This is a genomic window from Streptomyces sp. T028, assembly GCF_048159505.1.
GTDB lineage: Bacteria > Actinomycetota > Actinomycetes > Streptomycetales > Streptomycetaceae > Streptomyces.
In genome coordinates this window covers 71304-96121 of sequence record NZ_JBLRVZ010000014.1, presented here as the reverse complement: position 1 = coordinate 96121, position 24818 = coordinate 71304, and the positions used below count along the sequence as shown (strand labels likewise).

The following is a 24818-nucleotide window of genomic DNA, read 5'->3' as shown; positions in this document are numbered from 1 at the left end:
GTCGCCCCTTATGTCAGGAAGTCGATGTTGAAGTGCTCGACAAGCACCTGGCAACTGGGGCACGGCCCGATGGTGTCCTTGAATCTCGAGTTCGTCCGGGCACGACCCAGAACAGCGGCAGCGGTGGCTCCGGTGGGATCCTGGTTGGCGTTCAAGGCCTGTGTGAGGCATTCCACCAGGCCGCATCCGCCGTGGTTGTTCCCGCGGGCGTTCTGGGGGATGGTGTCGAGGACGGACTGCACCTGCGGGTGAACGGCACGGGTGCCCGCGCCCCCGTCGCTGGCCGCCACGATGGGCTTCTGATCACCGATCTGCAGTGATTCGATCACCTTCGGCCGCTGCGAGTTCGTGAGATCCGCGACGTTCTCCGCCTCCTCGAGCACCGCGTCCACGGCGTCACCGCAGCCGCCGTTGTTGTTGTGCACCAGGAGCGAGGTCGCCCCCGTCTGGACGTAGTAGGTGTGCACGTCGGCCACGGTGAGGTCATGGGTTCGCTGTCGCTTGTCGAAGGCGCGGACGGCCGTGAGCTCGACCGGGGTGCCGTCGACGGCGTGCAGACGCATCCCCGGCTTCAGGAAACCGGCCTCGATCCACGCCTGCTGGGAATCCGACCAGAAGGGGTGGGTCGTGGTGGAGACCAGGGACTCGGTCCTGCCGGACGCGCCCTTGATCGTCAGGTCGACGAAGTGCTTGTCGTCCTCGGTGACGATCGTGCCGACGACCTCACGGACCGTCGTAGCGCCGGTCTTCGGATCGGTGACGGTGACCTTGTCGCCGAGTTCGACCTGTTCGATCTTCTTCAGCTTGCCGCCCGCGAGGAGCACCTTCGTGCCCGGCAGGAAGCTGTGCTTGGCCTTGATCGGGCACGAGCCGCCGGCTTCCTCGGTCTTCTTCCGTTTCTTGAGGGCTTCCGCCGCCTTCTTCCTGGCGTCCTTCAGCTTGTCCGCGGCCTTGGCCAGCCCGGCCCTCGCCTTGCCGACGGCCTTGTTGGCCTTCCACAGATCCTTGGCCCCGCCGATCAGGTCGCCGACCAGACCGGTGACCCGCTTGGCGAGCTTGATGCCCTTGGCCCAGTTCCACGGGGCGCCGTACTTGGCGAGGATCTTGCCCGCGAGGCCGCCCGCGAAGCTGCCGGCGATGTTGAGCAGGGTCTCGCCACAGGCACCGACGTCACCGGTGGATATGCAGTCCAGGGCCGCGTCCACGCCGAGGATGTCCCGGGCGATCTTGACCAGGGCCTTGCCCGCGGACTTGATCCGCTGTTTGGCCGCGGACTGCTGCCCCTCGGCCGAGGAGACGTTCCGGGAGGCGTTGTCGTAGTCCGACTGCGCCTTCTCCTCCTGGGTCTGGTGAATGACCGGCATGCCGCCCCGGCATTCGATCAGTCCCTCCCGGCACTCCGGGATGATCATGCCGCTGGGGTCGGCGTGCGTGACCGGGGAGTTGTTGGCGTAGGCGTAGCCGTTGATCTGCTGCGGCTGGGTGTAGTCGATGATCGGGTCGACCGAGATGAACTTGCCGATCGCCGCGTCGTACTCGCGTGCCCCCAGGTGGGTCAGACCGGACTGGGCGTCGATGGTGCCGCCGACATAGCCCTTCTCCCCGGGCCAGACCCCGGTCTTCTCACCACGCTCGGCACCGAACGGGTCGAAGCGCCGACGGCTGATCCCACCGGTCGCGGAGTCGATCGCCACCTCGCCCGTGCCGTGATGGTCGGAGCCGATGAACGACACCTTGCTCGCGGTACGGACCACGACGGCCTCGCCGCCGAACTCGTAGTAGCGGGTGGCCTCCTTCTTGGTGCCGTCGGCCGACAGCTTCAGCTCGGTGCCCGGAAGGTAGACGGTCGTCCCGGTGGCGTCCTTGCGTACCAGCCGGTTGCCGGAGCCGTCGTACACATAGCTGGTCTTGGCGCCGCTCGCCTCGGTGACCTCCGTCAGCCTGCCGAGATCGTTCCAGACCAGGGACTGGGCGCTGCCTCCGATGATCCGCTTGGTGGTGTTGCCGGAATCGTCGTACTCGTAGGTCGACTGCCGGTTGCCGGTCGGGGTCTTCTCGGTGACCTTGGTGACCTGGTGCGGTCCGTCACCAAGGGCGCCCGCGCCGCCGTACTCGTAGTCGCGGGTGATGTTGTTCGCCGCGTTCAGCCCGGTGTCGTGGACCGTCTCCGAGACACGGTTGCCGATGGCGTCCGTCTCGTACGACTTCCAGTACGGGGCCGGACCGCCGAGCGAGCTCGATCCGGCCGCTGACGCACAGGCGGTCGGGCCGGTGCCGTCGAGCGGTGCCGTGGAACCGCGCGTGCCGGTACCGGCCGCGGTCGTCGCGGTGGCCGCCGGGGTCCACGCGTCCTTCAGCCGCTGACGGTCGTCGTAGGCGAAGCACTGCACGTCCGGCGCCGCCGAGTCCGCCGTGTCCGCGATCGACAGGACGTTGCCCGCCTGGTCATAGGAATAGTTCGATTCCTTGGCCGGGGCGGTGGCACCGTAGACGTCGGTCACCGAACGGGTCAGCCGGTCGGTACCCGTCTCGTAGTTGAAGGTCTGCCAGACTTTCTTGCCGCTGCCCGTGGACAGCTCGAGCTGCTGCACCAGGCTCTTGCCCGAGTAGATGGCGTTGGTGACGTACGAGGTCGTGCCCGTCATCGTCTTCGGACGCTGAAGGTCGTCGTACGTGTAGGTCACCGCCTCGGCCGGCAGGTCTCCCATGGCGGGCAGGCCGGTGCTCTGGACCGTCCCGTCCCGGTTGTACGAGGCAGTGAAGACATACGTGCCGGCCAGTGCGCCCTGCGAGGCGGGGACCTGGTAGGCGGTCTTCAGGGGCCGGTAGAACTCGTCCATCGCCTGAATGGCGCTGGCGAAGTACTCCGTCGGGGAGACGTAGCTCATGAAGGCGTAGGCCAGGCCGAGCCAGCCCGCCTTGTCGTACTTCGTCTCGGTCAGCTTGGTGCCCGTGTCGGCGTCGCCCTGCCAGGTGGTGGTGGCGCGGCCCAGCTTGTCGTAGACGGTGGAGATCTTCTTGTTCCGGCCGTCGTACGTGGCGATCGGCCGGTCCAGCTCGTCGTACTCGACGCGCAGATCGCCCGCTTCGGGGTCTTCCGACAGCTTCTTGCGGCCGAGTTGGTCGTACGCGTACCGCCACACGTTGTTCTTGGCGTCGGTGACCGTCTCCAGCAGGCCCCTGTTGTTGTACGTGTACTTCGTCGAGTCGTACGCCACGCCGACGCCCGGTGCAGACCCGCGGTAGTGGCGGATCTCCGAGACGTTGCCCTGCCCGTCGGTGATCGTCGTGGTGGGCACGCCGCCGACCGGCGGGTCGACGTGGGTCAGTTCGCCGTCGTACGTCGTCGTCGTGCGCCACTGCTCGACGCCGCTGACGGCGAAGATCTGCGCCGTGGTGCGGCCCAGGCCGTCGTACTCCAGCAGGCTCTGCGCGCCGACCTCGCCGTTGTGCACCAGCAGGAGCTCGTCCGAGGCGGCGCCGGCGGCGTTGTACGTCGAGTGGGTCTTCTTGATGTTGCCCGTGCCGTCGTACCAGGTGTCCGCGACCATGCGGGTGCCGTTCGCGCCCTCGGTCTGGATCTGGCGGGCCCGCAGCATGCTGTCGTAGAGCTGGTACTCGGCGCCGTAGGAACCGTCGTTCTCGATCTTCTCGGTCTTGATCGAGGTGACCTTGTCCTTGCGGACGTTGTACGAGTACTTGATGCTCGGCGTCTGGGTCGAGGCCCGGTCCGCCAGCCACACGGAGGTCAGGCGGCCCATCGCGTCGTACGCGAGGTCGGTCCGCTTCCCGTTCGGGTCAGTCTGGCCCGACGACATGCCCCAGGCCGGGACGTAGTCGGTGGTCGTGGCGTGGCCGAGGGCGTTGGTGACCTTCGTCCTCGTCAGCAGGCCGTTGGTCTCGGTGTAGACGGTGCTCGTCGCTTCCGTCGTCCCGATCTGCTTGGCGTCCTTCTGAGTGAGCGGGCGGCCGAAGTCGTCGTAGGTCGTGGCGCCCGTCACCTGGTACGTCGCCGTGGTGCCGTCGTGCGCCGTGAGGCGCTCGGTCTTCGTCGCGTCACCCTTGGTGGGCGCCGCGCCGAACGCGCCGTTGTCGTAGGACGTGCGCTCGTCCGCCAGGACCTGGGTCTTGCGGTCCGGGGTGGCGGAGCACTTGACGGACACCGACTCACTGCGCGAGGGCAGCGACAGGATGTTCTTCGCCGTGTTGTCCGCGTACGTCGTGCGGGTGCAGCTGTCGTCCTTGGCGGTGGAGACGTCGCCGAGGTCCTCGACCTGGAGGACGCGGCCGGTGCCGTTGGGGGTGTCGTACGTCGTCGTGGACTTGGTCTCGTGCCAGGTCCCGTCGGAGTTCAGGTTGAAGCCGCGGCCGACCTGGCTGCGCACGATCACCGCGCGGGTGGTACCCCAGCTCCTGGTCTGGGTGGCGGTGTAGTGCTTCCAGGGGGTGTCGATGGCCTTGGAGACCAGCTTCGCGCCGTCGTAGGCGGCGACCTCCAGCTGGTGGCCCGTGAACTCCTCGTCGTCCGTGTACGAGGCCCCGGTGGAGTCCTTGACCGTCACCGAGCGCGTGTTGCCGTCGGCGTCCTTGTCCCCGTTCATGCCCTGCAGGAACGTGTAGTCGACCCGGGTCTTCTGGTTGTCGGAGGTGCCGCTGGTGACCTTGACCTTGCCGTAGCCCTGCCAGCCGCCCCAGGTGAGGTACTTGTCGTCGGTGATGCCGTCCGGCTTGGCCTTACGCCAGGCCGCGTCGCCCTGGTAGTCGTAGCGGGTCACCATCGAGTCGCTGCCGCCGGTGCGGTCGGTCTCGATGACCGCGGAGACCACGTACTTGTGGAACCAGTCCGTGATCGGGTCGATGTAGCCCGGTGGGGCCCACTTCACGGGGTAGCAGCGCTTCGTCGACTCACCCGGCTTGGGGAGAGCGGACTTGGTGCAGTCGGTAGCCGCGTACGTGACGTCGAGCTGGGCGCCCGTCTCGCTGAGGACCATCGAGAGGCGGAAGCGGTAGAACGGGGCGATGTTGTCGCCGATCGCGTCGACGCGGTTGGCGAGCTGCTCGCCGAACAGGTCGACGGAGGGCAGCTTGACCGCCGTACCGACGCGGCCCTCGTGCTCGATCTTCGACAGCCACAGCGTCTTGGAGTCGTCGCCGTTGTCCGTGAAGAGGTGGGTCAGCGTCCAGGCGTCCACGTCCTGGTAGGTCGTGGCGTCCTTGCGCATCTGGGTGACGACCGACGTCAGGCGCTTGGTGGTGAAGAAGGTCTGGACGGGCGAGGTGCACTTGGTGCCGGACTTGCACTCCTGGTCGACCGGGACGTCCGGCCAGTGGGAGGCGTTGTCCTTGGTGCGCTTGCTCTCCGCGCAGTCGAAGTCGGAGGTGGTCAGGCAGCGCTCGGCGGTGTTGAACACGATCCGGGCCGGGGCCTTCGCGGCGTAGACCTGGCCGTCGCTCTGGCCGTAGTCGACGCGCTTGAGGTAACCGCCACGGTGGTACGCCGTTCCGTTGACGTCCGTCTTCCCGTTCAGCGCGTAGTAGTTCGTCTCACGCTCGTAGAAGTAGGACATCACATTGCCGTGCGTGTCCTTGACGTAGTCCAGCGACCAACGCCACGCCTGCTGGCAGTACGCGCTGGTGAAGGTGGCGTTGTAGCAGGGCTCACCGGAGTCGTCGCCGAAGACCGGGGCGGTCCAGGTGGAGTTGGTCTCCTCGTTGCCCGTGGCCCAGCCCGGCAGACGGTTCTTGCCGAAGTAGTACTCGGTGCCGTCCGAGGTGGTGATGCGCCAGTACTCGCCGTCGTTGTCGCCGTTCGTGGCGCCGGTCAGCTTCTCGACCTTGCTGCCGTCGTCGGACGACATGTGCCACTCACCCGTGGTGTCGTCCTTGACCAGCTCGCCCGCGGAGCCGTTGAGCATGACCGTGGCGTTCTCGAACGCCCAGCACTGCTCACCGGACCCGTCGTGACCGTCCTCGGAGCAGGGCTTGTAGCGGCGTTCGATATAGCCCGGGTCGTAGGAGAAGCCCTCGCCGATCCAGGAGCCCTGGTTGTTGGTGGCCGAGGTGCGGCCGTCCGCCGACTGGGAGGAGTAGCCGAGGCCCACCGTGGGGACCAGGCCGCCGGGGGTCGGGACTGACCGGAACGGATAGTTCCAGTTGAAGGCGCCGGAGGACGTGGCCACGCTCCAGCTCGCCGACGGGGCAAGGGCCGTCGCCTTGTAGGTGCCCTGGGCGGACGACGGGCCGGCCGCCACCGCGACCAGGGAGGTCGCGTTCGTCGCCATCGTGGAGACGCCCTCGGCCCCGGCCGGAGCGGCGGTCACATCCGCCGAGACCGTGCCCGTCTTCACATCGTTGACCGTCGGCAGCACCTTCGGCTGCTCCGGGCACTCCTTGCTCCCCGGCACGGCCACGACGGCACACGCGGGAAGCTGGACCAGCTGAAGACGCGAGCCGTAGGAACCGCCGAAGCCCTCCGCGAACTCCGAATAGTCCACCGTCAGCCGGACCTTGCCCGCCTGCGCGGAACCGTCCACCCGCTCGACACCCAGCAGCACATCGGCGCCCAGCTTGTCCGCACGCTTCGGGTCGAGGACGTCGACCCGGACCTCACCGGCCACCTGCGCCGCCTTGACCTTGGCCTTCGCCTTCGTCACCTTGACCGGCAGACCGCCCGCCACCGCGGTGGCCCCCAGCTTCACCTCGGCGCCGCCCTGCTCGGGCCACACCGCCTTGTCCAGCCCCTTGACCGCCGCCTTGCGCGCCGGATCCGAGGGGCGGGACTTCGCCTTGGCGTCTCGCCCCTCGGCGGGATCCCCGTCGTCCTGGACCCCGGGGCGACCGGTGCGGCCCTTGTCGTCCGCGGCGAGCGGCGCCGCCTGGACCGTGGACGCCGAAAGCGCAAGGGCCAGGCTCAGCACCGTCGTACCGAGAATGCGTCCGGGTATTCGTCGGCTCAACGGCCGACTCTTCCAATGCATCAATGATCTCCGTTTGCGGAACAGGAAGTACTTGCCGCGGCACATGGGTTGCGCCGCGGCAAGGAGACAAGAAGTCAGGGAATGCGGAGCGGAATGGTGTTCCCCTCCGTGCGGGCGGAGTCCGCAGGGCCGGATTCAGCGGGGCCGGATTCAGCGGAGCCAGTGAATTCCGGGACCACGACGGTGTTTCCGAAGAATGCGTACGGCCAGTCGTCGGTACTGTCCGGCGCGGCTCCGGCGCCGGTGACGACTCCGCGCAGGAGCCAGCCGGGGCCGTCGAAGCCGAGGAACCGCGAGTGCATGGTGGTGTGGGAGCCGTCGCGGCGTACGACGGGCACTTCGGCCCGCAGTTCGACTCCGGCGGGGCCCGCCCATTCCCGTACCGACGCGCCGTCCCTGCTCAGCTTCGCGAGCAGGTCGGCGCGCACGGTGTCCCAGGAGCGGGCCGGGGTCCGGTGGTAGGCCTGGAGCTGGAGTGCGGTCCGGGCGCCCGGCTCGCCATGGACGACGGTGACCGCGAGGACGCCGCCGTCGCCGCTCCTGTCGCCCACGAACTTGAGCTCGATGTCCGGCTGGGCGGGAATGCGCAGGCCGCCCAGGTCGGTGTACTCCCCTTCCGGGACGCCGGGCGAGCCGGCGTCCCAGGGACCGGAGACGGGTCCCCGCAGGGCCGCGCGGGCGGTCTCCTCCGCGAAGCCCAGTAGTTCCTCGACCTCGGCTTCGGTGTAGCCCTCGGCCTCGATCGCGGCCCGCAGCAGGGTCAGTACGCCGCTCAGCGAGAGACGGCCCCGCTGTTCGGCGTGCCGGAGCGCGGCCACGTCACCCAGCAGGCCGGTGATCACGGCGGCGGCCTCCTCGTGGCCGAGGTCCGTGGCGATGCGCTCGGGTGAATGGCCCTCGGTCCTGCGGTCGTTCAGCTCCAGTTGCAGGGCCGTGAGGAGGACCCGGCCGGGGGTCGGCCGGTCCCATACGCCGAATTCCGCTGCGGACTCGTTCTCCGGCGCGACGAACCCGTCGCGCCGGAATTGAGCGAGAATTTCCCTTGCCTTATGGCGCACCGCGGCCCCTCTTCCATTTCTTGACGGCCTGCCCGATCCTGGCGATCACGAGTGCCGTGGCGATCGTGGCCTCGACTATCCCAGGGGACGCTCCGGCCTGATGGGTGAAAGGCTTCAGGATTTTCCCGGCGTTGGTGGAGGCGCCGGAGAGGGCACTCTGCCGCTGCTTGGCCGCGTCACCGACGGACTCGGAGGCACGACGCGTCTCGCCCTCGGCCTCCTTGCGCTTGACCGGCTTGTAGTCGGCGTCGTTCGGGTCGTAGAGGTCGGGGACGGAACTCGGGTCGGTGTCACCGTGGTCGGAGCGCTCGGGGTCGCCGCCGCTGCGGCTGCCGCCGCTCCCGCCGCCGGTGCCGCAGTTGTGTACGAGGAGGGGTTCGTCGTCCGCCAGCACGTAGTAGGTGTGGATGTCCTCGACGGTGAGGTCGTGGGTGCGCTGCCGCCGCTCGAAGGGGCTGACCGCCTCGACCGTGGCGAGGCCGCCGTCCGCGGTGAGCAGCCGCATGCCCGGCTCGAGTTCGCCGGCCTCGATCCAGGCCCGCTCCGACTCCACCCAGAAGGGGTGGGTCGTGGTGGAGACCAGGCCGGACGGCTCACCGGACTCGCCTCGCACCGTGAGGTCGACGAAGTGCTTGTCGTCCTCGGTGACGATGGTGCCGACGACCTGACGGGCCGTCGTCTCGCCCGTCTCCGGGTCGGTCACCAGCACCGCGTCGCCGAGTTCGACCTCCTCGATGGGTTTGCTGCCGCCGTCGGCGAGAGCGACCTTCGTCCCCGGCAGGAAGCTGTGGTTGGGCAGGGCGTTGGTCGGGCAGGTTCCCGAATCCTCCTTCTTGCCCTTCTTGATCACTGCCCTGAGCTTGGCCCGTGCCGAGGAGAGCGCGTCCTTCGCCTTGCCGAGCGCCTTGTTGGCCTTCAGCAGGTCCTTGACCCCGCCGACGAGGTCGCCGACCAGGCCGACCACGCGTTTGGCGAGTTTGGCGCCCTTGGCCCAGTTCCAGGGGGCCCCGTACTTCGCGAGGACCTTGCCGGCGATGCCTCCGGCGAAGCTGCCCGCGATGTTCAGCAGGGTCTCGCCGCACGCGCCGAGATCACCGCTGGAGATGCAGTCCAGTGCCGCGTCCACGCCGAGGATGTCCCGGACGATCTTGACCAGGGCCTTGCCGGCCTGCTTGATCCGCTGCTTGGAGGCGGACTGCTGGCCCTGTGCCTTGGAGACCGACTGCTCGGCCTCGTACTCCTCGTGCTCGGCCTTGTCCTTCTCCGGGTTCTTCGGCTTGTACGGGCCGTACGTGCCGTTGTCACCGGAGCAGTACGCGTACGGATAGCAGCTCTCCAGGCCGGACGGATCGCTGAACGTGATCGGAGAGTTGTCCGCGTAGGCGTAGCCGTTGATCTGCTGTGGTCGTGTGTAGTCGATGAGCGGGTCGGCGGAGAGGAACTTCCCGATGGCCGGGTCGTATTCACGCGCCCCGAGGTGGGTCAGCCCGGTCGAGGCGTCGATGGTGCCGCCGACGTAGCCCTTCTCCCCCGGCCAGGTGCCGCTCGACTGGCCGCGGTCGACACCGTAGGGGTCGAAGCGCCGCTGCGAGATCGCGCCGGTCGCCGCGTCGACCGCCAGTTCGCCCGTCCCGTGGTGGTCCGCGGCCAGGAAGGACAGCTTGCCGTCGCTGGTCCGCACCGCCACGGTCTGGTCGAGGTAGGTGTAGTACCGGGTCGCCCCCACCTGGGAACCGCCCGTGGGCAGGTGCAGTTCCATGCCCGGCAGATAGACGGTGGTGCCCGACGGGTCCTTGCGCTGGACCCGCTCGCCCTCGGCGTCGTAGAGGTAGGTGGTCTCCGCCCCGCCGGCCTCGGTCGCCTTGGTGAGCTTGCCGGAGTCGTCCCAGGCCAGGCTCTGGGCGTTGCCTCCGATGGTGCGCTTGGTGGTGTTGCCCGAGTCGTCGTACTCGTAGGACGACTGCCGGTCACCGGTCGGGGTGTTCTCCACGATCTTCGTGACCTGGTGCGGACCGTCACCGGCCGTACCCGCCCCGCCGTAGGTGAAGGAGCGGGTGATGTGCTTCGACGCCACCAGCCCCGTGTCGTGCACGGTCTCGCCGGTGCGGTTGCCGATGGCGTCGGTGGTGTACGACTTCCAGTACGGAGCCGGACCACCCAGCGGGTTCGCTCCTGGTACCGCCTCGCAGGCCTTCGGGCCGGAGCCGTCGGCCGGGGCCGTGGTGCCCAGGGTCCCGTTGCCCGCGGCGTCGGCCGCCGTCGATGCCGGTGTCCAGGCGTCCGCTAGCCGCTGCCGGTCGTCGTAGGCGAAGCACTGGACGTCCGGGGAGGAGGCGTTGGCGGTGTCGGAGATCGACAGGACGTTTCCGGCCTGGTCGTAGGAGTAGTTCGACTCCTTCGCCGGGGCGGTCGCCCCGTAGACGTCGACGACCGAACGCGCCAGCCGGTCGGTGCCCGTCTCGTAGTCGTAGGTCTGCCAGACCTTCTTCCCCGACCCCGCGTACAGCTCCAGCTGCTGGAGGTGTCCTTGCGCGGAGTAGCGGGTGTCGGTGACGTACGAGGTGGTGCCCGTCATGGTCGTCGGGCGCTGCAGTTCGTCGTACCCGAAGGTGACGGCCTCCGCCGGCAGTCCGCCCGCCGCCGGGATTCCTCCGGACTGGGCGGTTCCGTCGCGGTTGTAGGTGCTGGTGAAGACGTAGGTGCCGGCCAGCGCGCCCTGGGAGGCGGGCACCGAGTACGCCGTCTTCAGCGGACGGTAGAACTCGTCCACCGACTGCACGACCGTCGCGAAGTACTCGGTCGGCGAGACATAGCTCAGCTGCGCGTACACCTCGCCGAGCGAGCCCGCCCTGTCGTACCGGGTCTCGGTCAGTCTGGTCCCCGTGTCGGCGTCGCCCTGCCAGGTCGAGACGGCACGGCCAAGCTTGTCGTAGACCGTCGACAGCTTCTTGTCCCTGCCGTCCGTGGAGGAGACGGGGAGGTCACGGGCGTCGTAGGTAACGTTCGAGGTGCCGGCGTCCGGGTCGACCGAGCCGGTGTTGCGGCCCAGCTGGTCGTACTCGTAGCGCCAGACGTTGTTCTTCGCGTCGACGACCGTCTCGAGCTTGCCGGACGGGGTGTAGGTGTACTTGGTGACGTCGTGGCCGGACATCGCGTCCGGGGAGGCGCCCCGGTAGTGCCAGATCTCGCTGGTGCGGCCTGCGGAGTCCCGCACCGTCGTCGTCGGGACACCGCCGACGGGCGGGTCGATGTGGGTGCGCTCGCCGTCGTACGTGGTCGTGGTGCGCCACTGCTCGACGCCCGAGACGGCGAAGACGCTCGCCGTCGTACGGCCCAGTCCGTCGTACTCGAAGAGCGACTGCGTGGCGACTTCGCCGTTGTGGACCAGCAACAGTTCGTCGGACGGGGCGCCCGCCGCGTTGTAGGTCTCGTTGGCCTTCCTGACCTTCCCGGTGCCGTCGTAGAACGTGTCGGCGACCATGCGGGTGCCGCCCGGACCCTCGGTCTGGATCTGACGGGCTCTGAGCAGTGAGTCGTAGAGCTGGTACTCGCTGCCGTAGGAGCCGTCGTTCTCGATCTTCTCGGTCCTGATCGCGACGACCTTGTCCTTGCGGACGTTGTACGAGTACTTGATGCTCGGCGTCTGCGAGGCCTTCACCCGGTCCGGCAGCCACACCGAGGTGAGGCGGCCGAGGCCGTCGTAGGCGAGGTCGGTGCGTTTGCCGTTCGGGTCGGTCTGGCCCGCCGACATGCCCCAGGCGGGCGCGTAGTCGGTCGTCGTGGCGTGCCCGAGCGCGTTGGTGAACGTCGTCTTCGAGATCAGCCCGTCGACGTCCGTGTACGAGGTCTTCGTCAGTGCGCCGGAGGCGTCCGTCTGGGACAGCGGGCGGCCGAAGGAGTCATAGGTCGTGGTGCCGGTGACCTGGTACGTGGCCGTCGTGCCGTTGTGCGCGGTCAGCCGCTCCGTCCGGGTCGCGTCACCCTTCGTCGGCGCGGCGCCGAAGGCACCACCGTCGTACGAGGTCCGTTCGTCGGCGAGGATCTGGGTCTTGCGGTCGGGCGTCGTCGCGCACTTCACGGACACCGACTCGCTGCGCGAGGGCAGGGAGAGGATGTTCTGCGTGGTGTTGTCGGCGTACCAGAAGCGGGTGCAGGTGTCGTCCGCCGTGGTGGACACGTCGCCCAGGTCCTCGACCTCGGTGACCCGGCCGGTGCCGTTGGAGGAGTCGTACTTCGTCGTCGACCTGGTCTCGCGCCAGGCGCCCGAGGCGAGCGGGCTGAAGCCGCGGCCGGTCTCCGTGCTGACGACGGCCGCCCGGTTGGTGCCCCAGCTCCTGGTCTGTGTGGCGGTGTATGCCTTCCACGGGGTGTTGATCACCTTGGAGGCGATCTTGCTTCCGTCGTACGCCACCGCTTCGAGTTCGAAGCCGGTGAACTCCTTGGCGTCCGTGTACTCGGTGCCGGTGGAGTCGGAGACCTTCACCGAACGGGTGCCGCCGGAGGAGGTCCTGTCCCCGTCCATGCCCTGGAGGTACGTGTAGTCGATCCGGCTGGTCTGCTGGTCGGCGCTGCCGCTGGTGACGGTGACCTTGCCGTAGCCCTGCCAGCCGCCCCAGGTGAGGTACTTGTCCTCGGTGATGCCGTCGGGTTCCGCCTTACGCCAGGCCGCGTCGCCCTGGTACGAGTAACGCGTGATGAGCTGGTCGCTGCCGCCGGTGCGGTCGGTCTCGACGACCGCCGCCACGACGTACTTGTGGAACCAGTCCGTGATCGGGTCGATGTAGCCCGGGGGCGACCACTTCACGGGGTAGCAGCGCCTGGTGGACTCACCGGGCGTCGGCAGGGCGTCCTTGGTGCAGTTCGTCGCCGCGTAGTCGACGTCGAGCTGGGCGCCGGTCTCGCTCAGAACGGTGGACAGGCGGAAGCGGTGGAACGGGGCGATGTTGTCCCCGATCGCGTCCACCCGGTTCGCCAGCTGCTCGCCGTACAGCTCCAGCGTGGGCAGTTTCGCCGCCGTGCCGACCCGGCCCTCGTGGTCGATCTCCGACAGCCAGAGGGTCTTGGAGTCGTCACCGTTGTCGGTGAACAGGTGCGTGAAGGTCCAGGCGTCCACGTCCTGATAGGTGGTCGCGTCCTTGCGCATCTGGGTGACGACCGAGGTCAGCCGTTTCGTCGTCCAGAAGGTCTGGCCGACGGTGCACTTGGTGTCGGCCTTGCACTCCTGGTCGACCGGGACGTCCGGCCAGTGGGAGGCGTTGGCGGTGGTGCGCTTGCTCTCCGCGCAGTCGAAGTCCGAGGTGGGCAGGCAGCGTTCGGCCGTGTTGAACACGACCCGCGCCGGCGCCTTGGCCGCGTACACCTGGCCGTCGCGCTGGCCGTAGTCGACCCGCTTGAGGTAACCGCCGCGGTGGTACGCCGTGCCGTTGACGTCCGTCTTGCCGTTCAGCGCGTAGTAGTTGGTCTCCCGCGCGTAGTAGTACGACATGACGTTGCCGTGGGTGTCCTTGACGTAGTCGAGGGACCACCGCCAGGCCTGCTTGCAGTGCGCGCTGGTGAACGTGGCGTTGTAGCAGGGCTCACCGGAGTCGTCACCGAAGACCGGGGCGGTCCACGTCGAGGCGGTCTCCTCGTTGCCGGTCGCCCAGCCCGGCAGCCGGTTCAGCCCGAAGGAGTACTCGGTGCCGTCGGTGGTCGTGACCCGCCAGTGCTCGCCGTCGTTGTCGCCGTTCGTGGCGCCGGTCAGCTGCTCGACCTTCGTACCGTCGTCGTTGGCCAGATGCCACTTGCCGGTCGTGTCGTCCTTGATCAGTTCCGTGGAGGAGCCGTTGAGGAGGATCGTGGCGTTGTCGTACGCCCAGCACTGCTCGGCGGAGCCGGAATGGCCGTCGTCGGAGCAGGGCTTGTAGCGGCGCTCGATATAGCCGGGGTCGTAGGAGAAGCCCTCACCGGCCCACGAACCCTGGTTGTTGGTCGCCGCGGTGCGGCCGTCCGCCGACTGCGACGAGTAGCCGAGGCCCACGGTCGGCGTCAGACCGCCCGGGGTCGGGACCGTCCGCATCGGGTAGTTCCAGGAGAAGCCGCCGGAGGAGTTCGAGACCGTCCAGTCGGCGGAGGGGGACAGCGCCGTGGCCTTGTAGGTGCCCTGCGCCGACGACGGGCCGGCCGCGACCGCGACCAGGGAGGTCGCGTCCGTCGCCATCGTCGAGACGCCCTCTGCGGAAGCCGGAGCGGCGGTCACGTCGGCGGAGACCGTGCCCGTCTTCACGTCGTTGACCGTCTTCAGCGCCTTGGGCTGCTCCGGGCACTCCTTGCTGCCGGGCACGGCCACGACGGCACACGCCGGGAGCTGCACCAGCCGGAGGCGGGAGGCGTAGGAACCGCCGAAGCCCTCCGCGAACTCCGAATAGTCCACCGTGAGGCGGACCTTGCCCGCCTCGTCCGACCCGTCGGCGCGCTCCACACCCAGCAGTACATCCGCGCCGAGCCTGTCGGCCCGCTTCGGGTCGAGGACCTCGACCCGGACACTGTCCGCGGCCTGTCCGGCCTTGACCTTGGCCTTCGCCCTGGTGACCTTCACCGGCAGACCGCCGGCCTCCGCGGTGGCGCCCGTCCTCACCTCGGCGCCGCCCTGCTCGGGCCACACCGCCTTCTCCAGCCCCTTGACCGCCGCCTTGCGCGCCGGATCCGAAGGGCGGGACTTCTTCTTCGCGTCGGATCCCTTCACGGGATCCCCGTCGTCCTGGACGCCGGGGCGGCTGGTGCGGCCCCGGGCGCCGTCGTCGAGCGCCAGTGCCTGGACCGACGACGCGGACAGCGCGAGCGTGAGCCCGAGCACTGTCGCGGCGAACGCCGGTCTGGGCATGCGGCGGCTCAGTGATCGGCCACGAAAGAACATTCGGCAACTCCCTGATCGTAGGAGCACGTCATGAAGGGCACGGAGGGTGAGGCGCGGGACCAGGCGTGCCGGGCCCTCGACGAACCCGGCACACCTCAGAAGTGACGCTCTGTCACATATCGGGGAGGGCCGTCAGCGCGGCCATCTGCTGCACCGCGATCTGGTCGGCCGCGCCGCTGTAGACGCGGACCTCGTCGATCGCGCCGGCGAAGTACTCGCTCGCGCCGCGCAGCGAACGGCCCACCTGGAGGCCGCCGGTGGCGGACCACAGGGTGTCGTTCGTGCCGTAGGCACCGGCCACGAGCTGGCCCTCGACGTAGAGGCGGATCGAGTTGGCGAAGGCGTCGTAGACGACCGCCAGGTGCTGGCCGGAGCCGCCGGTGTCGGGCAGTTCCTGGTCGTCGGTGAAGGTGACGACCTCGGGGGCGGCCGCGTCGGTCTTGGCGACGGCCAGCTCCCACTGCTGCGTGGTCGCCTGGTAGCGGACCTGGAGCCGGTTGGCGCTGGCGCCCGGCAGGGACAGCACCGTCTGCGACTTCTCCGGGTCCAGCGAGGTGAGCTGGGCGCGGGCGGTCACGGTGAAGCTGCTGTTGCCGGTGACCGGGGCGGTGGCGGTGGACGCGTAGTCCCCGTCGCCGTCCAGGACCAGGTTGCCGTCGCCGACCAGGGCGGCGACGTCGAACAGCGGGTCGGCCGGGCGGTAGATCGAGGCGTTGCCCGCGAGGGTCAGCGCCTGGCCGCCGCCGGTCTCGGCGGAGGCACCGCTGGTGGCGTCGTCGAGCTGCCAGTAGGCCTTGCGCTCCGGCTTGATGGTCATCAGCTCGGCGACCTGGGCCGCCGGCAGGACACGGTCGAAGACCCGGACCTCGGCGAGGTCACCCGTGAAGTGGTCGCGGTAGCCGCTCTTGGCCGTGGCGCGGCCGATCTGCAGCGGTCCGTACGACTTCCAGGTGGAGCGCCGGGTCGCGGAACCCTTCAGGTCCTTGTTGATGTAGAGCTGGAGCTCGGGGCCCGTGCTCTTCTGTGCGTCGTACACGCCGGTCAGCAGCACCCACTGGTCCTTGACCGGGGTGACTCCGGTGGAGACGGCCTTCCACTCGCCGAGCGAGTCCACGTCGTTGACCGGGACGGAGAACTTCCAGGTCTGCGCGGAGGCGTCGTAGCCGAAGGTGAAGCCGGGCTCACCGGTGCCGTCCTGGCTGACGATCACCATGTCCTTGTCCAGCGCGGTGGGGCGCACCCAGGCGCTGACGCTGAAGCTCTTGGCGGTGTCGAGGACCGTCTCGCCGGCGTCGAGGTACGCCTCGGTGGTGCCGTCGAAGCGGGCGGCCTTGTCGACCTTGCCGCCGGGGCCGTCCGCGCCGAAGGCGACGGCGGTGCCGGCGGTCGCCGAGAAGTCGCCGCTCTCGTCGTGCGCCTCGGTATCACCCGCCTGGTCGGCGAGGTTCCACTGGGCGACGACCGGCGTGCCCTCGCTCACCAGGAACTCGTAGTGCGCCTTGGTGCTCGGGTTCTCCGCCTTGTCGACGGCTATCACGTCGACCCAGTGCCGGCCGGACCGCGTCGGCATCCACTGCACGGAGACGGAGCCGCCCGCCGCGGACGGGGTGGCGACGGTCGCCGGGCTCGCCGTGCCGTCGAAGGCGTAGCGGTACTTGACGACGTCGGTGTCCGGGATGGAGTCGTTCGGGTTCGGGGCGAAGGTGAACGTGCCGTACGTGCCCACGCCGTCGTGGTAGACGGTGTCGGAGGGGTACTGCTTGGACAGCACGTTCGGCTTGCCGGGCAGGGTCTTGTCGTAGATGAACTCGCAGCGCTGGGCAGTGTCGCCGTCGTAGCTCCACGGGCCGTCGCCGTCACCGTCGTTGGCCCGGGCGCTCCAGTAGATGACGGTGTTCTGCGGGATGCTCGACTTGACGGTGTGCTCGAACTTGGTGCCGCTCGTCGGCGAGAGGAAGCCCGTCTTGTACGTGTAGGACTTGGCTTCCTTGGTGGTGGGGTCGGTCCACTCCACCTTGAACTCGACCTGGACCTTGTCGGTCTGGCCGTTGCCGTGGTCGGGGTCGCTCGCGATGGCCTGGAGCTTCGGCGGGACCTCGGAGTACTCGCGGCTCGAGCCCCACTTGCACAGACCGCCCGGGTCGGTGCTCATGTCGGACGTCTTGATCTGCCGCGGCAGGTTGTTGTACTTGACCGACAGGTATGCGTTGCCGCAGATCCGCTTCCACTCGGCGAAGCGGGACTCGTCGGCGGCCCGCAGGCCCAGCGTCATCGAGTTCCAGCCACCCGCGGCGGCCGTCTTGATCTCGCTGGTCAGCTCGGGGTTGGTCTTCTCGCTGCTCTCGAAGTGCAGGTTGGCCTGGCTGGAGCAGGAGGTCGGCGAGATCGCCTTGTCGACGGTCGCGATGTGGTCGTCCCAGTCGTCCGAGGTGTTGGACCAGTTGCTGGACGACGTGAGCGAGTAGTTCTGGCCGCCGATCCGGTAGAGCCGGATCGGCTCCGCGGTCGGGGACGCGCTGTAGATGTGCTCGACCCGGGCGGAGAAGGTAGCGCCCAGGATCTGCTTCCCCTTGTAGAAGGAGAGCGGCATCGTGAACATCACGCGGCGCACGCCCACGCCGTTGCAGGAGACCGGGTTGTAGTCGGTCGGGCACTTGCCGACGCCCGCGCTGCCGGAGTACTTCCAGTCCTGCTCACTCGGCATCCCGGACATGACGCCGGTCCAGGAGGTGCGCGAGGTGGTGCGCGAGATCGGGTCGATGACGACCGGGAAGACGGTGTCCGCGCCCTTGAGGAGCTTCTGGTCGGGGACCAGGCTGAGCTTGCCCTTGGCGACCTCGACGCCCAGCGGGGCGACACGGCCGCCGCCGCCCGGGCCCTCCAGGGAGGGTTCGGGGGCGGCCTGCGGGCCGGTGGTGGCGGCGGTAGTTCCGTCCGCGCCGGCCGCAGCGGACTTCAGCGCCTTCGCCACGGCCTTGGGGCCCTGCTTCTTCTTTGCGGCCTCCTCGACGGCGGCCGAGTCCCACATCGAGGGCTTGCCCGCCTGGAAGACGGTGCCGCCGACGACGGAGTCCTCCGCGACGATCGCCCCGGTGGCGTCCTCCGCGACCTTCAGGCCGTCCGTGGTCATCCCGAGGTCGACCTTGGCCAGCCGCGGATCGGCCGCCGCCTCGGGCGTCTTGACGACCAGCAGGTGACCGAAGCCGTCGGCCTCGGCGCGCACGGTCAGGTCGACGCCGGGCAGGACCTCGGCGTAGGTGGCGGTGTCACCTTCGACCTCCGGCGCGGGCAGCTTGCCGTACGGCCAGGTCAGGGCGAACTCACGGCCCGCCCGCTGCATCGTCACGAACGGCTCGCCCGCCTGGCCGGCGGAGAAGCTGAGCTCAACGGTGGCGGCCTTCGGGCCCCAACTGCCGTCGGCACGCTTCACCAGCGTCGCGTCGACCGGGACCCACTTGCCGCCCTGGACCGTGCGCACCGGCTCGGTGTACTCGCGGGCGGTGAAGGTGCCGTCGGGCTCGGCGAAGATCTCCCGGCGCTCGGTGCGCAGGCCGACGACCTCGGTCTTCTTCCCGCTCTCCTTCGCCGCCGCCATGGCCTGCTGCTCGGTCACCATCGGCTGGTCGGCGGCGATCGGCGTCTGGTCCTGACCGGGGCCACCGCCCGGCAGGACCGCCAGGGTGCCTGCCGTCACCGCACCGGCGACGGCGGCCGCGACGGCGGCGCGCACCAGCACGCCACGCCGTATCGGTCTCTGTCTGTCTGCGGACACGCGTCCACTCTCCCGTTGGTTCATGTCTGTCTCGGGTCCGGTCATCGGATGGTCGCGCCGAAGGCGACGCCATCCGCGGGAATGCCGCCCTCACCGGGCTTGTACGTCTGGGTGGGCGCATCGCCCGTGGCGGTGTTCCACGGGTAGCCGTGGAGCGCCCGTCCCTCGGCGGGGCCGTAGGGCACGCCCACGTACAGCAGCGACGGACTGCTGCCGAGGCCGATGCCCGCGTACGTGCGGGGCGACGGTCCGGAGGGGATGCCGTGCTCAGTAATCGGCGCTCAGTGATCAGTGATCAGTGAGCGCTGATTACTGCTCAGTGGACGGTCGCCCCGAAGGCGACGTCGCCAGCCGGGATGCCGCCCTCGCCGGGCTTGATCGTCGCGGTTGGCGCCCCACCGGAGGTCACGCTCCACGGGAAGCCGTAGACCGCGTGGCCGTCGGCCGGGCCGTAGGGGACGCCCACGTACAGCAGGGAGGGCGTGGCGGCCAGGGAGAGGCCGGTGAGCATGCGCGGCGCGGGCGTGCCGGGGATGCCGTAGCCGGGGTCGATCCACTGGTCGGAGGCGCCGGGGGCGCCGACCAGCGGGACGATCTGCACGCCGCCCTTGTCGGAGTGCTCCTCGGAGGACTCCTCGCCGGGCACACCGATGGCGACCTTGGTGGTCGTGGCCGTGGAGGTGGCGTTCGGGGAGGTGTTGACGGCCGTGAGGCGCTTGCCGAAGAGGTCCCCGGCCTCGGCCACCTCTTCCACGTTCTCGGTGTTCTGGTCGATCCAGGCGAGCTGGCTGAAGGTGCCGCTCGCCGTGAGCCGGAAGACGTGGACGGCGCCCGCGTCGACGGTGGTCGACAGGTCCTCGCCGGGGACGCCCACCACGAGCAGCGACTCGGTGGTGGAGGTCGCGCCGGAGGGCCGGTACGGGGCCATGGCGAGCGCGGCGCCGAACTGGTCGCCGACCTCCTCGGCGCCGCTGATCTCGTCCTGGTCCTGACCGAGACCGCCGAGCGGCTTCGGGGAGTTGGAGGTCAGCGCGTGACTGAAGTAGGCGGCGCCGCCCGCGAAGGCCACGGTGCCGAGCGCCTCGCCGGGCGTGCCGACCGCGAAATGGGTCGGGGTCGCGGCGAGCGTGGAGCCGAAGCGGTCGTCCCGCTCGGCGACGCCGGGCACGGCACCGGCGGTCTCGGTGTCCTGGTTGACACCGGCGACGGTCTGCGCGGTGCCGCTGACGTAGTAGAAGGCGCCCGCGTCCTCGACCGTGCCGATCGACTCGCCGGGGCTGCCGATCAGCAGGTACGGCGTACCGGCCGAGGTCTTTCCGGCGGCAACGGCGTAACCGACCCAGTCCTCGGCCTCCGTGCCGCCGCCCAGCGGCTTGTCGCTGCCCTGGAGGAACTCCTTGACGGCCTTGCCCGAACCCAGCCCGGTCGTGGCGCCGTAGATCACCTGCACGAGTCCCGCGTCGGGCACGGTGCCGAGGTCCTCGTACGGGATGCCGACCACGAGGTCGCTGCAGCCGTCGAGGTCCGCGTCGTAGACGGCCATCGAGTAGCCGTACTGATCGCCCCTCTCGGGGGCGCCCGGAATGTTGTCCGGGGCCTGAGTGACCGTCAAAGTCCCCTTGCCGCCGCCGTACACGACGTGGACGGCACCCGCCTTGGCCACGCCGTCGACGGTCGCCTCGGGGTCGGCGACTGCCGTGTCCCTGACACCGTCGCCGTTGAAGTCGGATTCGACCCCCGAGGGGCACGCCACGGCCGCCACGGCAGGCGTGCCGCCGCTTCCAAGTCCCCCGGCCAGCAATGCGCTCGCAGCCACGGTGACGGCAGCACGCCGCCACGCTTTCCCCGTTCTTGACACAGCCACCCCGTTGCTAAACGAAACCTAAAGAAGGTCAAGGAATCATCTGCCGCAATGACGTGCACACGCAACAACGCCCTCCCATTGCCCGTGCATGACAAAAATCACAGGCGCCACACATGCAACTCCAAGGGTCATCAGAGAGTCCGCGTAGGCGGGGCGGCGCCTCTGGGCGCCACGGCCAACTCCGCTCTCCTCAGGCCCATGCCTCGAGGAGGTCGTCCGGCTGCCAGCACGCGGCCAGTTGCCCGCAGCACCCGGCTGGCCTGCAGCTGGCCGGGAACTCCGCAGCCAGGGAGCGCTCACCGGTGGTGAGCAGTGCGGAGGACGGATCTTCCAGCTGCCGTTCGAGGCAGGCGGAGAGCGACTCCCCCGGCGACCAGCCGGTGACGACCTCCGGGAAACCGCCTGTGACGAGGTAGGCATCGAGGGCTCGTGAGCCGGCAGTACGGCCGCGACGGCCGCGAGGGCACGCACCCAGTCCTCGGGCGGGGCAGCATGCGCGAGCGCCTGGCTGTGCTCGCGCAGCCCCTCCCGATCCTCCGCCGCCCTTTGAGAACCAGCGCCTGCCCGGCGCTCCCTCCGGAGGGCGAGCTCACCTTGTCGAGCCAGAAATCCAGGATGCCCAGCTCACGACGGCGGCCGGTGAATGCCATGGGGCGACTCCAGCTCCATGAAGTAGGACTGTCGCAAAGTTTGCGGCGTTCCTACTTCACGCGTTTCCCCTCTGCGGACACCCTCGGCTCTCATGAGACGTGAGCCCCGCCTTGGCCGCGTCGACGAAGCTGTCGAGACGCCGCGTGTTGACGTGCAGGGTCACGTTTCCGTCCCGGGGATCGCCTCACCGCTGCTCGTCCTCGGGATTCACGTACTCCTCCACGGCGAACTCCGACGTATCGAGTTCGAAGTCGAACGGCCCCGGAATCCGCACCGGCCGCCCGAAGGGCACATTGGTCCGCGACCGGTACCCCTTGGGAGAGGGCTCCCACAGGACGTTGATCTCCCCCAACCGCATGTCGAGCAGGAGGTACACCGGGACGATCTGTCCGTACGTCGCCATCTTGTCGAGCCAGTCGACATCCTTGGTGGAGTCGGAGGTCAGCTCGGCAACGAGGGAGAGGGCGGAGGCGTCTGCGTGACGACCGGCGGCCTCGAAGGCGGATTCGTCGGCGACGAAGAGGTCGGGGCCACAGGCGCGCCCGGAGTCAGGGAAGGAGAAGAGGAAGGGCGATGTCTCCGTCACGTAGCCGTCGGGAGCGTGGGCTTCCACCTGCGCACGCAGCTTGCGCGTCGGACGTAGGTAACGCAGCCTCGACCACGGCGACACGACGATCTTCCCCCGAATGAGCTCGGCCCTGTAGCCGACAGGTGTGTCCATCTCCTCGACGATCTGGAGCATCTCCTCGTAGGAGCCGCTCGGCGGGGCGTCTATGGCCCGAGGGCGCTCGGTCATGATGGTCACCACGATCCTCCGCTGGTCACAGAGCGTGTCACGTTCACCACGATAGCGCCGGGCCAGGACAATCGCCCGCCCCTCACCGCCACTCACGCCACAGCCGCCCGATCCACGGCCGAGGCCCCGACCTCGCACCACAGCAGCTTCCCGCCCCGCCCGGAGAGGCCACCGCCGAGCGGGTACCCGCCCCACGCCTGGGCGTAGTGACAGACGAGGAAGAGACCACGCCCACGGTCCGCCTCCGGCGGGACGGGACCGACGGGTCCGGACCGCTTGTCAAAGGGCGGCGGGATGTGCGGATTGGCATCCCAGACGCTCACCCGGAGCCGGGTGTGGGCGAGCCCTCGAAGACGGAGAGTCGCGGGGCCGCTGGAGTAGCGGTACGCGTTGGTGACCAGCTCGGTAGCCAAGAGCTCAGCCGAGTCTTGGAGTTGGGACATGTCATGTCCAGCGAGGACAGCCCGAAGAGTCACGCGGGCGATACGGGCAGCACGGGGGTCGTGGGGCAGTTGGAGGGCGTACGCCCAAGTTGGGGACACTTCGCACTCCGACGGGGATACGGTGACCATGAACGCCTCCTGCGGTGGGGGGTGTTGGTTCGCTCGACGGCTCGGCCGGGCGGTGGGAGTGCCGCGGCGCGGTGCGCTTCCGGCTTGCCGACGGGGCCAGTTGAGCAGTTCGGGACTCACCGTAGACTGCAAGCGCTGAACCTTTTGTAGATCCAAGCAAAAGGTTCAGGCATTTACCTCATGTGAGTGACCGCCACACCAGGTGTACGAAACGGAGCGACGACTTGGCACCACGAAGCGTCCCCACGGCCCGCCGCCTCCGCATCGGCATCGAACTGCGCCGCCTACGGGAACGTGCGGGTATGACCGCCGCCCAGGCTGCCCGCTCCCTGGGCACCACTCAGGCGCAGGTCAGCAACATCGAAGCCAACCGCTTCGGCATCAGCGCCGAACGCGTACGCACGCTCGCCAACATCTACGGCTGTACGGACGAACCCCTCGTCGACGCCCTCGCCGACATGGCAGCGGACCGGACACGCGGCTGGTGGGAGGAGTACCGGGACACCCTGCCGCCCCGTCTGGTGGACCTCGCCGAACTGGAACACCACGCCACCGCCCTGCGTGTCACCCAGGTCATCAACATCCCCGGCCTGCTCCAGACCCCCGAGCACGCCCGCGCGCTGTTCCGCGAAGCAGTTCCCGCGCTGCGCCCGCACGAGATCGAGTTCCGGATCTCCCACCGCATCAAGCGCCAGGCCATCCTCCACCGCGAACAACCACCGCCGTACACCGCGATCGTCCACGAGGCCGCCCTACGCATGCAGTTCGGCGGCCGCGAGGTGGCCAGGACACAGCTGGATTACCTGGCAGAGGTCAGCAAGCAGACCAACGTCACCGTCCGCGTGATCCCGTTCAACGGCACGTCATTCCCCACTACGGGACACGCCGTCGACTACTTCCACGGCTCGGTACCGGCGCTCGACACCGTGGAGGTCGACACCGCCCATGGCAGCGAACTCGTCGATGCGGCAGGACAGTTGGAGAAGTACCGTCTCGTTCTGGACCGCATGGAGGCAGTCACCCTGAAACCCGCCGCCTCACGCGACCTGATCCATCACATCGCCCAGGACACCTGAGAGACGAGACATGACCGAACCCAACTGGCAGAAGTCGTCCTACAGCGAAGAAGGCTCGGCGTGCGTTTACCTGGCACCGGCACCGACCGGGGGCGTCCTCCTACGCGAAAGCGATGAACCGCATCGCATCCTCACAACCGACAAGCGCTCACTCGCCGCATTGATAGCCACCCTGCGAACGCGGAACAGATAAGACTGGCTTTGGCCGAGCGAACGGCTGGCGCTTGTCCCGGCCGGGACGGTACCGATGCCCCCGACCGCAGACTGGCACGATGGCGATTTCACCCCGCAGATCGTCGGCCACCCCCGGCCCCTCCCCGGCACGGCGGGCTGTCAGCCGCGCCCCTCACCCCCTCACGCCCCACGACCTGCAGCACCCCGAGCCGACCGGCATGTCCCGGAAGCAACTCAGCGAGCTGACCCACATCTTGATCCCCGCGTTGGAGAGCGCCGCGAGCTAGTCCGTCACACAGCCCGCGGCGGATCACTCCGTGTCGCCCGCAGCACGGACCGCAAAGCCCAGCTCACGTCTGCCGACCAAATCCTGATCCCCGTCTTCTGCAGCGGAACCACGCTCTTCAGGGGCTCTTCGGCCAGCGCTTCAACACCACCGCCATGAGTACTCACTGAGTCATAGCCGAATATACTTCGTCACAAAGGTCAGCATCCATCTCTAGGTACTGCTGATCATCAACATAGAACGCCCCACGCCGATAACACTCATTGAAGACCCTGACCATTTGCTCAAGGCTAGCGAATTCAATATTGGTCGATTCCCCAATGAGAACTCCCGCCACGCGCGCGGGTTGCCCCGGCCGCCAAACGGCTGCGTAAAGGTCGCCACTCGGCCCGGCCAAGACGGGGACCCAGTGCTCACCAAGCACCGGATCAGCACCATAGGAACGCCTTATTCCTAGCGCCTCTCGCAATGAGACAGGGGCATACCCAGGGATTACATTGATCTCGTCCTGAGTTTGACCATCATGAAATTCAACCCCATTGCACCATCCAAACCAGGAAACCACCTCGTCCGGCGGAAACGGCCCAACAGCCGCCTCGACCTGACCCGCTTCGACCCCCGGGACAAGCCAGGGGACCACCGGCCGAGCCATCTCAGCAAGACGATCCACCAGGCTTTCGAGTTCTTCCTGCAGCAC

General features: G+C 68.7%; 12 protein-coding genes. 3 read left to right on the top strand and 9 right to left on the bottom strand.

The window, feature by feature from the left end; all coding sequences use genetic code 11:
- Positions 1–8: 8 nt before the first annotated feature.
- From ACLZN2_RS15640 to ACLZN2_RS15605, 8 genes are all read right to left on the bottom strand, one after another.
- The gene (locus tag ACLZN2_RS15640) at positions 9–6956 is read right to left on the bottom strand and encodes a polymorphic toxin-type HINT domain-containing protein (RefSeq protein WP_416979056.1); all 6948 of its coding nucleotides are present in this window, start codon (positions 6954–6956) and stop codon (positions 9–11) included.
- 95 nt (positions 6957–7051) lie between these two features.
- Positions 7052–8035 carry a DUF3710 domain-containing protein gene (locus tag ACLZN2_RS15635; RefSeq protein ID WP_416979055.1) on the bottom strand — a complete coding sequence of 328 codons (984 nt, stop codon included), beginning with the start codon at positions 8033–8035 and terminating at the stop codon, positions 7052–7054.
- Positions 8025–14897: a polymorphic toxin-type HINT domain-containing protein gene (locus ACLZN2_RS15630; protein WP_416979054.1), complete on the bottom strand. Its 6873-nt coding sequence runs from the start codon at positions 14895–14897 to the stop codon at positions 8025–8027. The genes ACLZN2_RS15635 and ACLZN2_RS15630 overlap by 11 nt, the downstream gene beginning before the upstream one ends.
- A 145-nt stretch (positions 14898–15042) precedes the next feature.
- Positions 15043–18702 (bottom strand): LamG domain-containing protein, encoded by a 3660-nt coding sequence (locus tag ACLZN2_RS15625; RefSeq protein WP_416979053.1) that lies wholly within the window; start codon positions 18700–18702, stop codon positions 15043–15045.
- A gap of 41 nt (positions 18703–18743) precedes the next feature.
- Positions 18744–18893 carry a hypothetical protein gene (locus ACLZN2_RS15620; RefSeq protein WP_416979052.1) on the bottom strand — a complete coding sequence of 50 codons (150 nt, stop codon included), beginning with the start codon at positions 18891–18893 and terminating at the stop codon, positions 18744–18746.
- A gap of 125 nt (positions 18894–19018) precedes the next feature.
- Positions 19019–20518 carry an FG-GAP repeat domain-containing protein gene (locus tag ACLZN2_RS15615; protein ID WP_416979051.1) on the bottom strand — a complete coding sequence of 500 codons (1500 nt, stop codon included), beginning with the start codon at positions 20516–20518 and terminating at the stop codon, positions 19019–19021.
- A gap of 883 nt (positions 20519–21401) precedes the next feature.
- Entirely contained in the window at positions 21402–22013 is a 612-nt protein-coding gene (locus tag ACLZN2_RS15610; RefSeq protein ID WP_416979050.1) for a Uma2 family endonuclease, read from the bottom strand.
- Between the two features lie 92 nt (positions 22014–22105).
- Positions 22106–22585 (bottom strand): ATP-binding protein, encoded by a 480-nt coding sequence (locus ACLZN2_RS15605; RefSeq protein ID WP_416979049.1) that lies wholly within the window; start codon positions 22583–22585, stop codon positions 22106–22108.
- 224 nt (positions 22586–22809) lie between these two features.
- Here ACLZN2_RS15605 and ACLZN2_RS15600 point away from each other — a divergent pair, with 224 nt between their 5' ends.
- The 3 genes from ACLZN2_RS15600 to ACLZN2_RS15590 all read left to right on the top strand — a co-directional run bounded on the left by ACLZN2_RS15600 (position 22810) and on the right by ACLZN2_RS15590 (position 24122).
- Positions 22810–23661: a helix-turn-helix domain-containing protein gene (locus tag ACLZN2_RS15600; protein WP_416979048.1), complete on the top strand. Its 852-nt coding sequence runs from the start codon at positions 22810–22812 to the stop codon at positions 23659–23661.
- 10 nt (positions 23662–23671) lie between these two features.
- Positions 23672–23854: a DUF397 domain-containing protein gene (locus tag ACLZN2_RS15595; protein WP_416979047.1), complete on the top strand. Its 183-nt coding sequence runs from the start codon at positions 23672–23674 to the stop codon at positions 23852–23854.
- Between the two features lie 79 nt (positions 23855–23933).
- Positions 23934–24122, top strand: a complete 189-nt coding sequence (locus tag ACLZN2_RS15590; protein WP_416979046.1) for a hypothetical protein — start codon at positions 23934–23936, stop codon at positions 24120–24122.
- 162 nt (positions 24123–24284) lie between these two features.
- Here the strand turns inward: ACLZN2_RS15590 and ACLZN2_RS15585 are convergent, their stop codons facing one another.
- Positions 24285–24818, bottom strand: a complete 534-nt coding sequence (locus ACLZN2_RS15585; RefSeq protein ID WP_416979045.1) for a hypothetical protein — start codon at positions 24816–24818, stop codon at positions 24285–24287.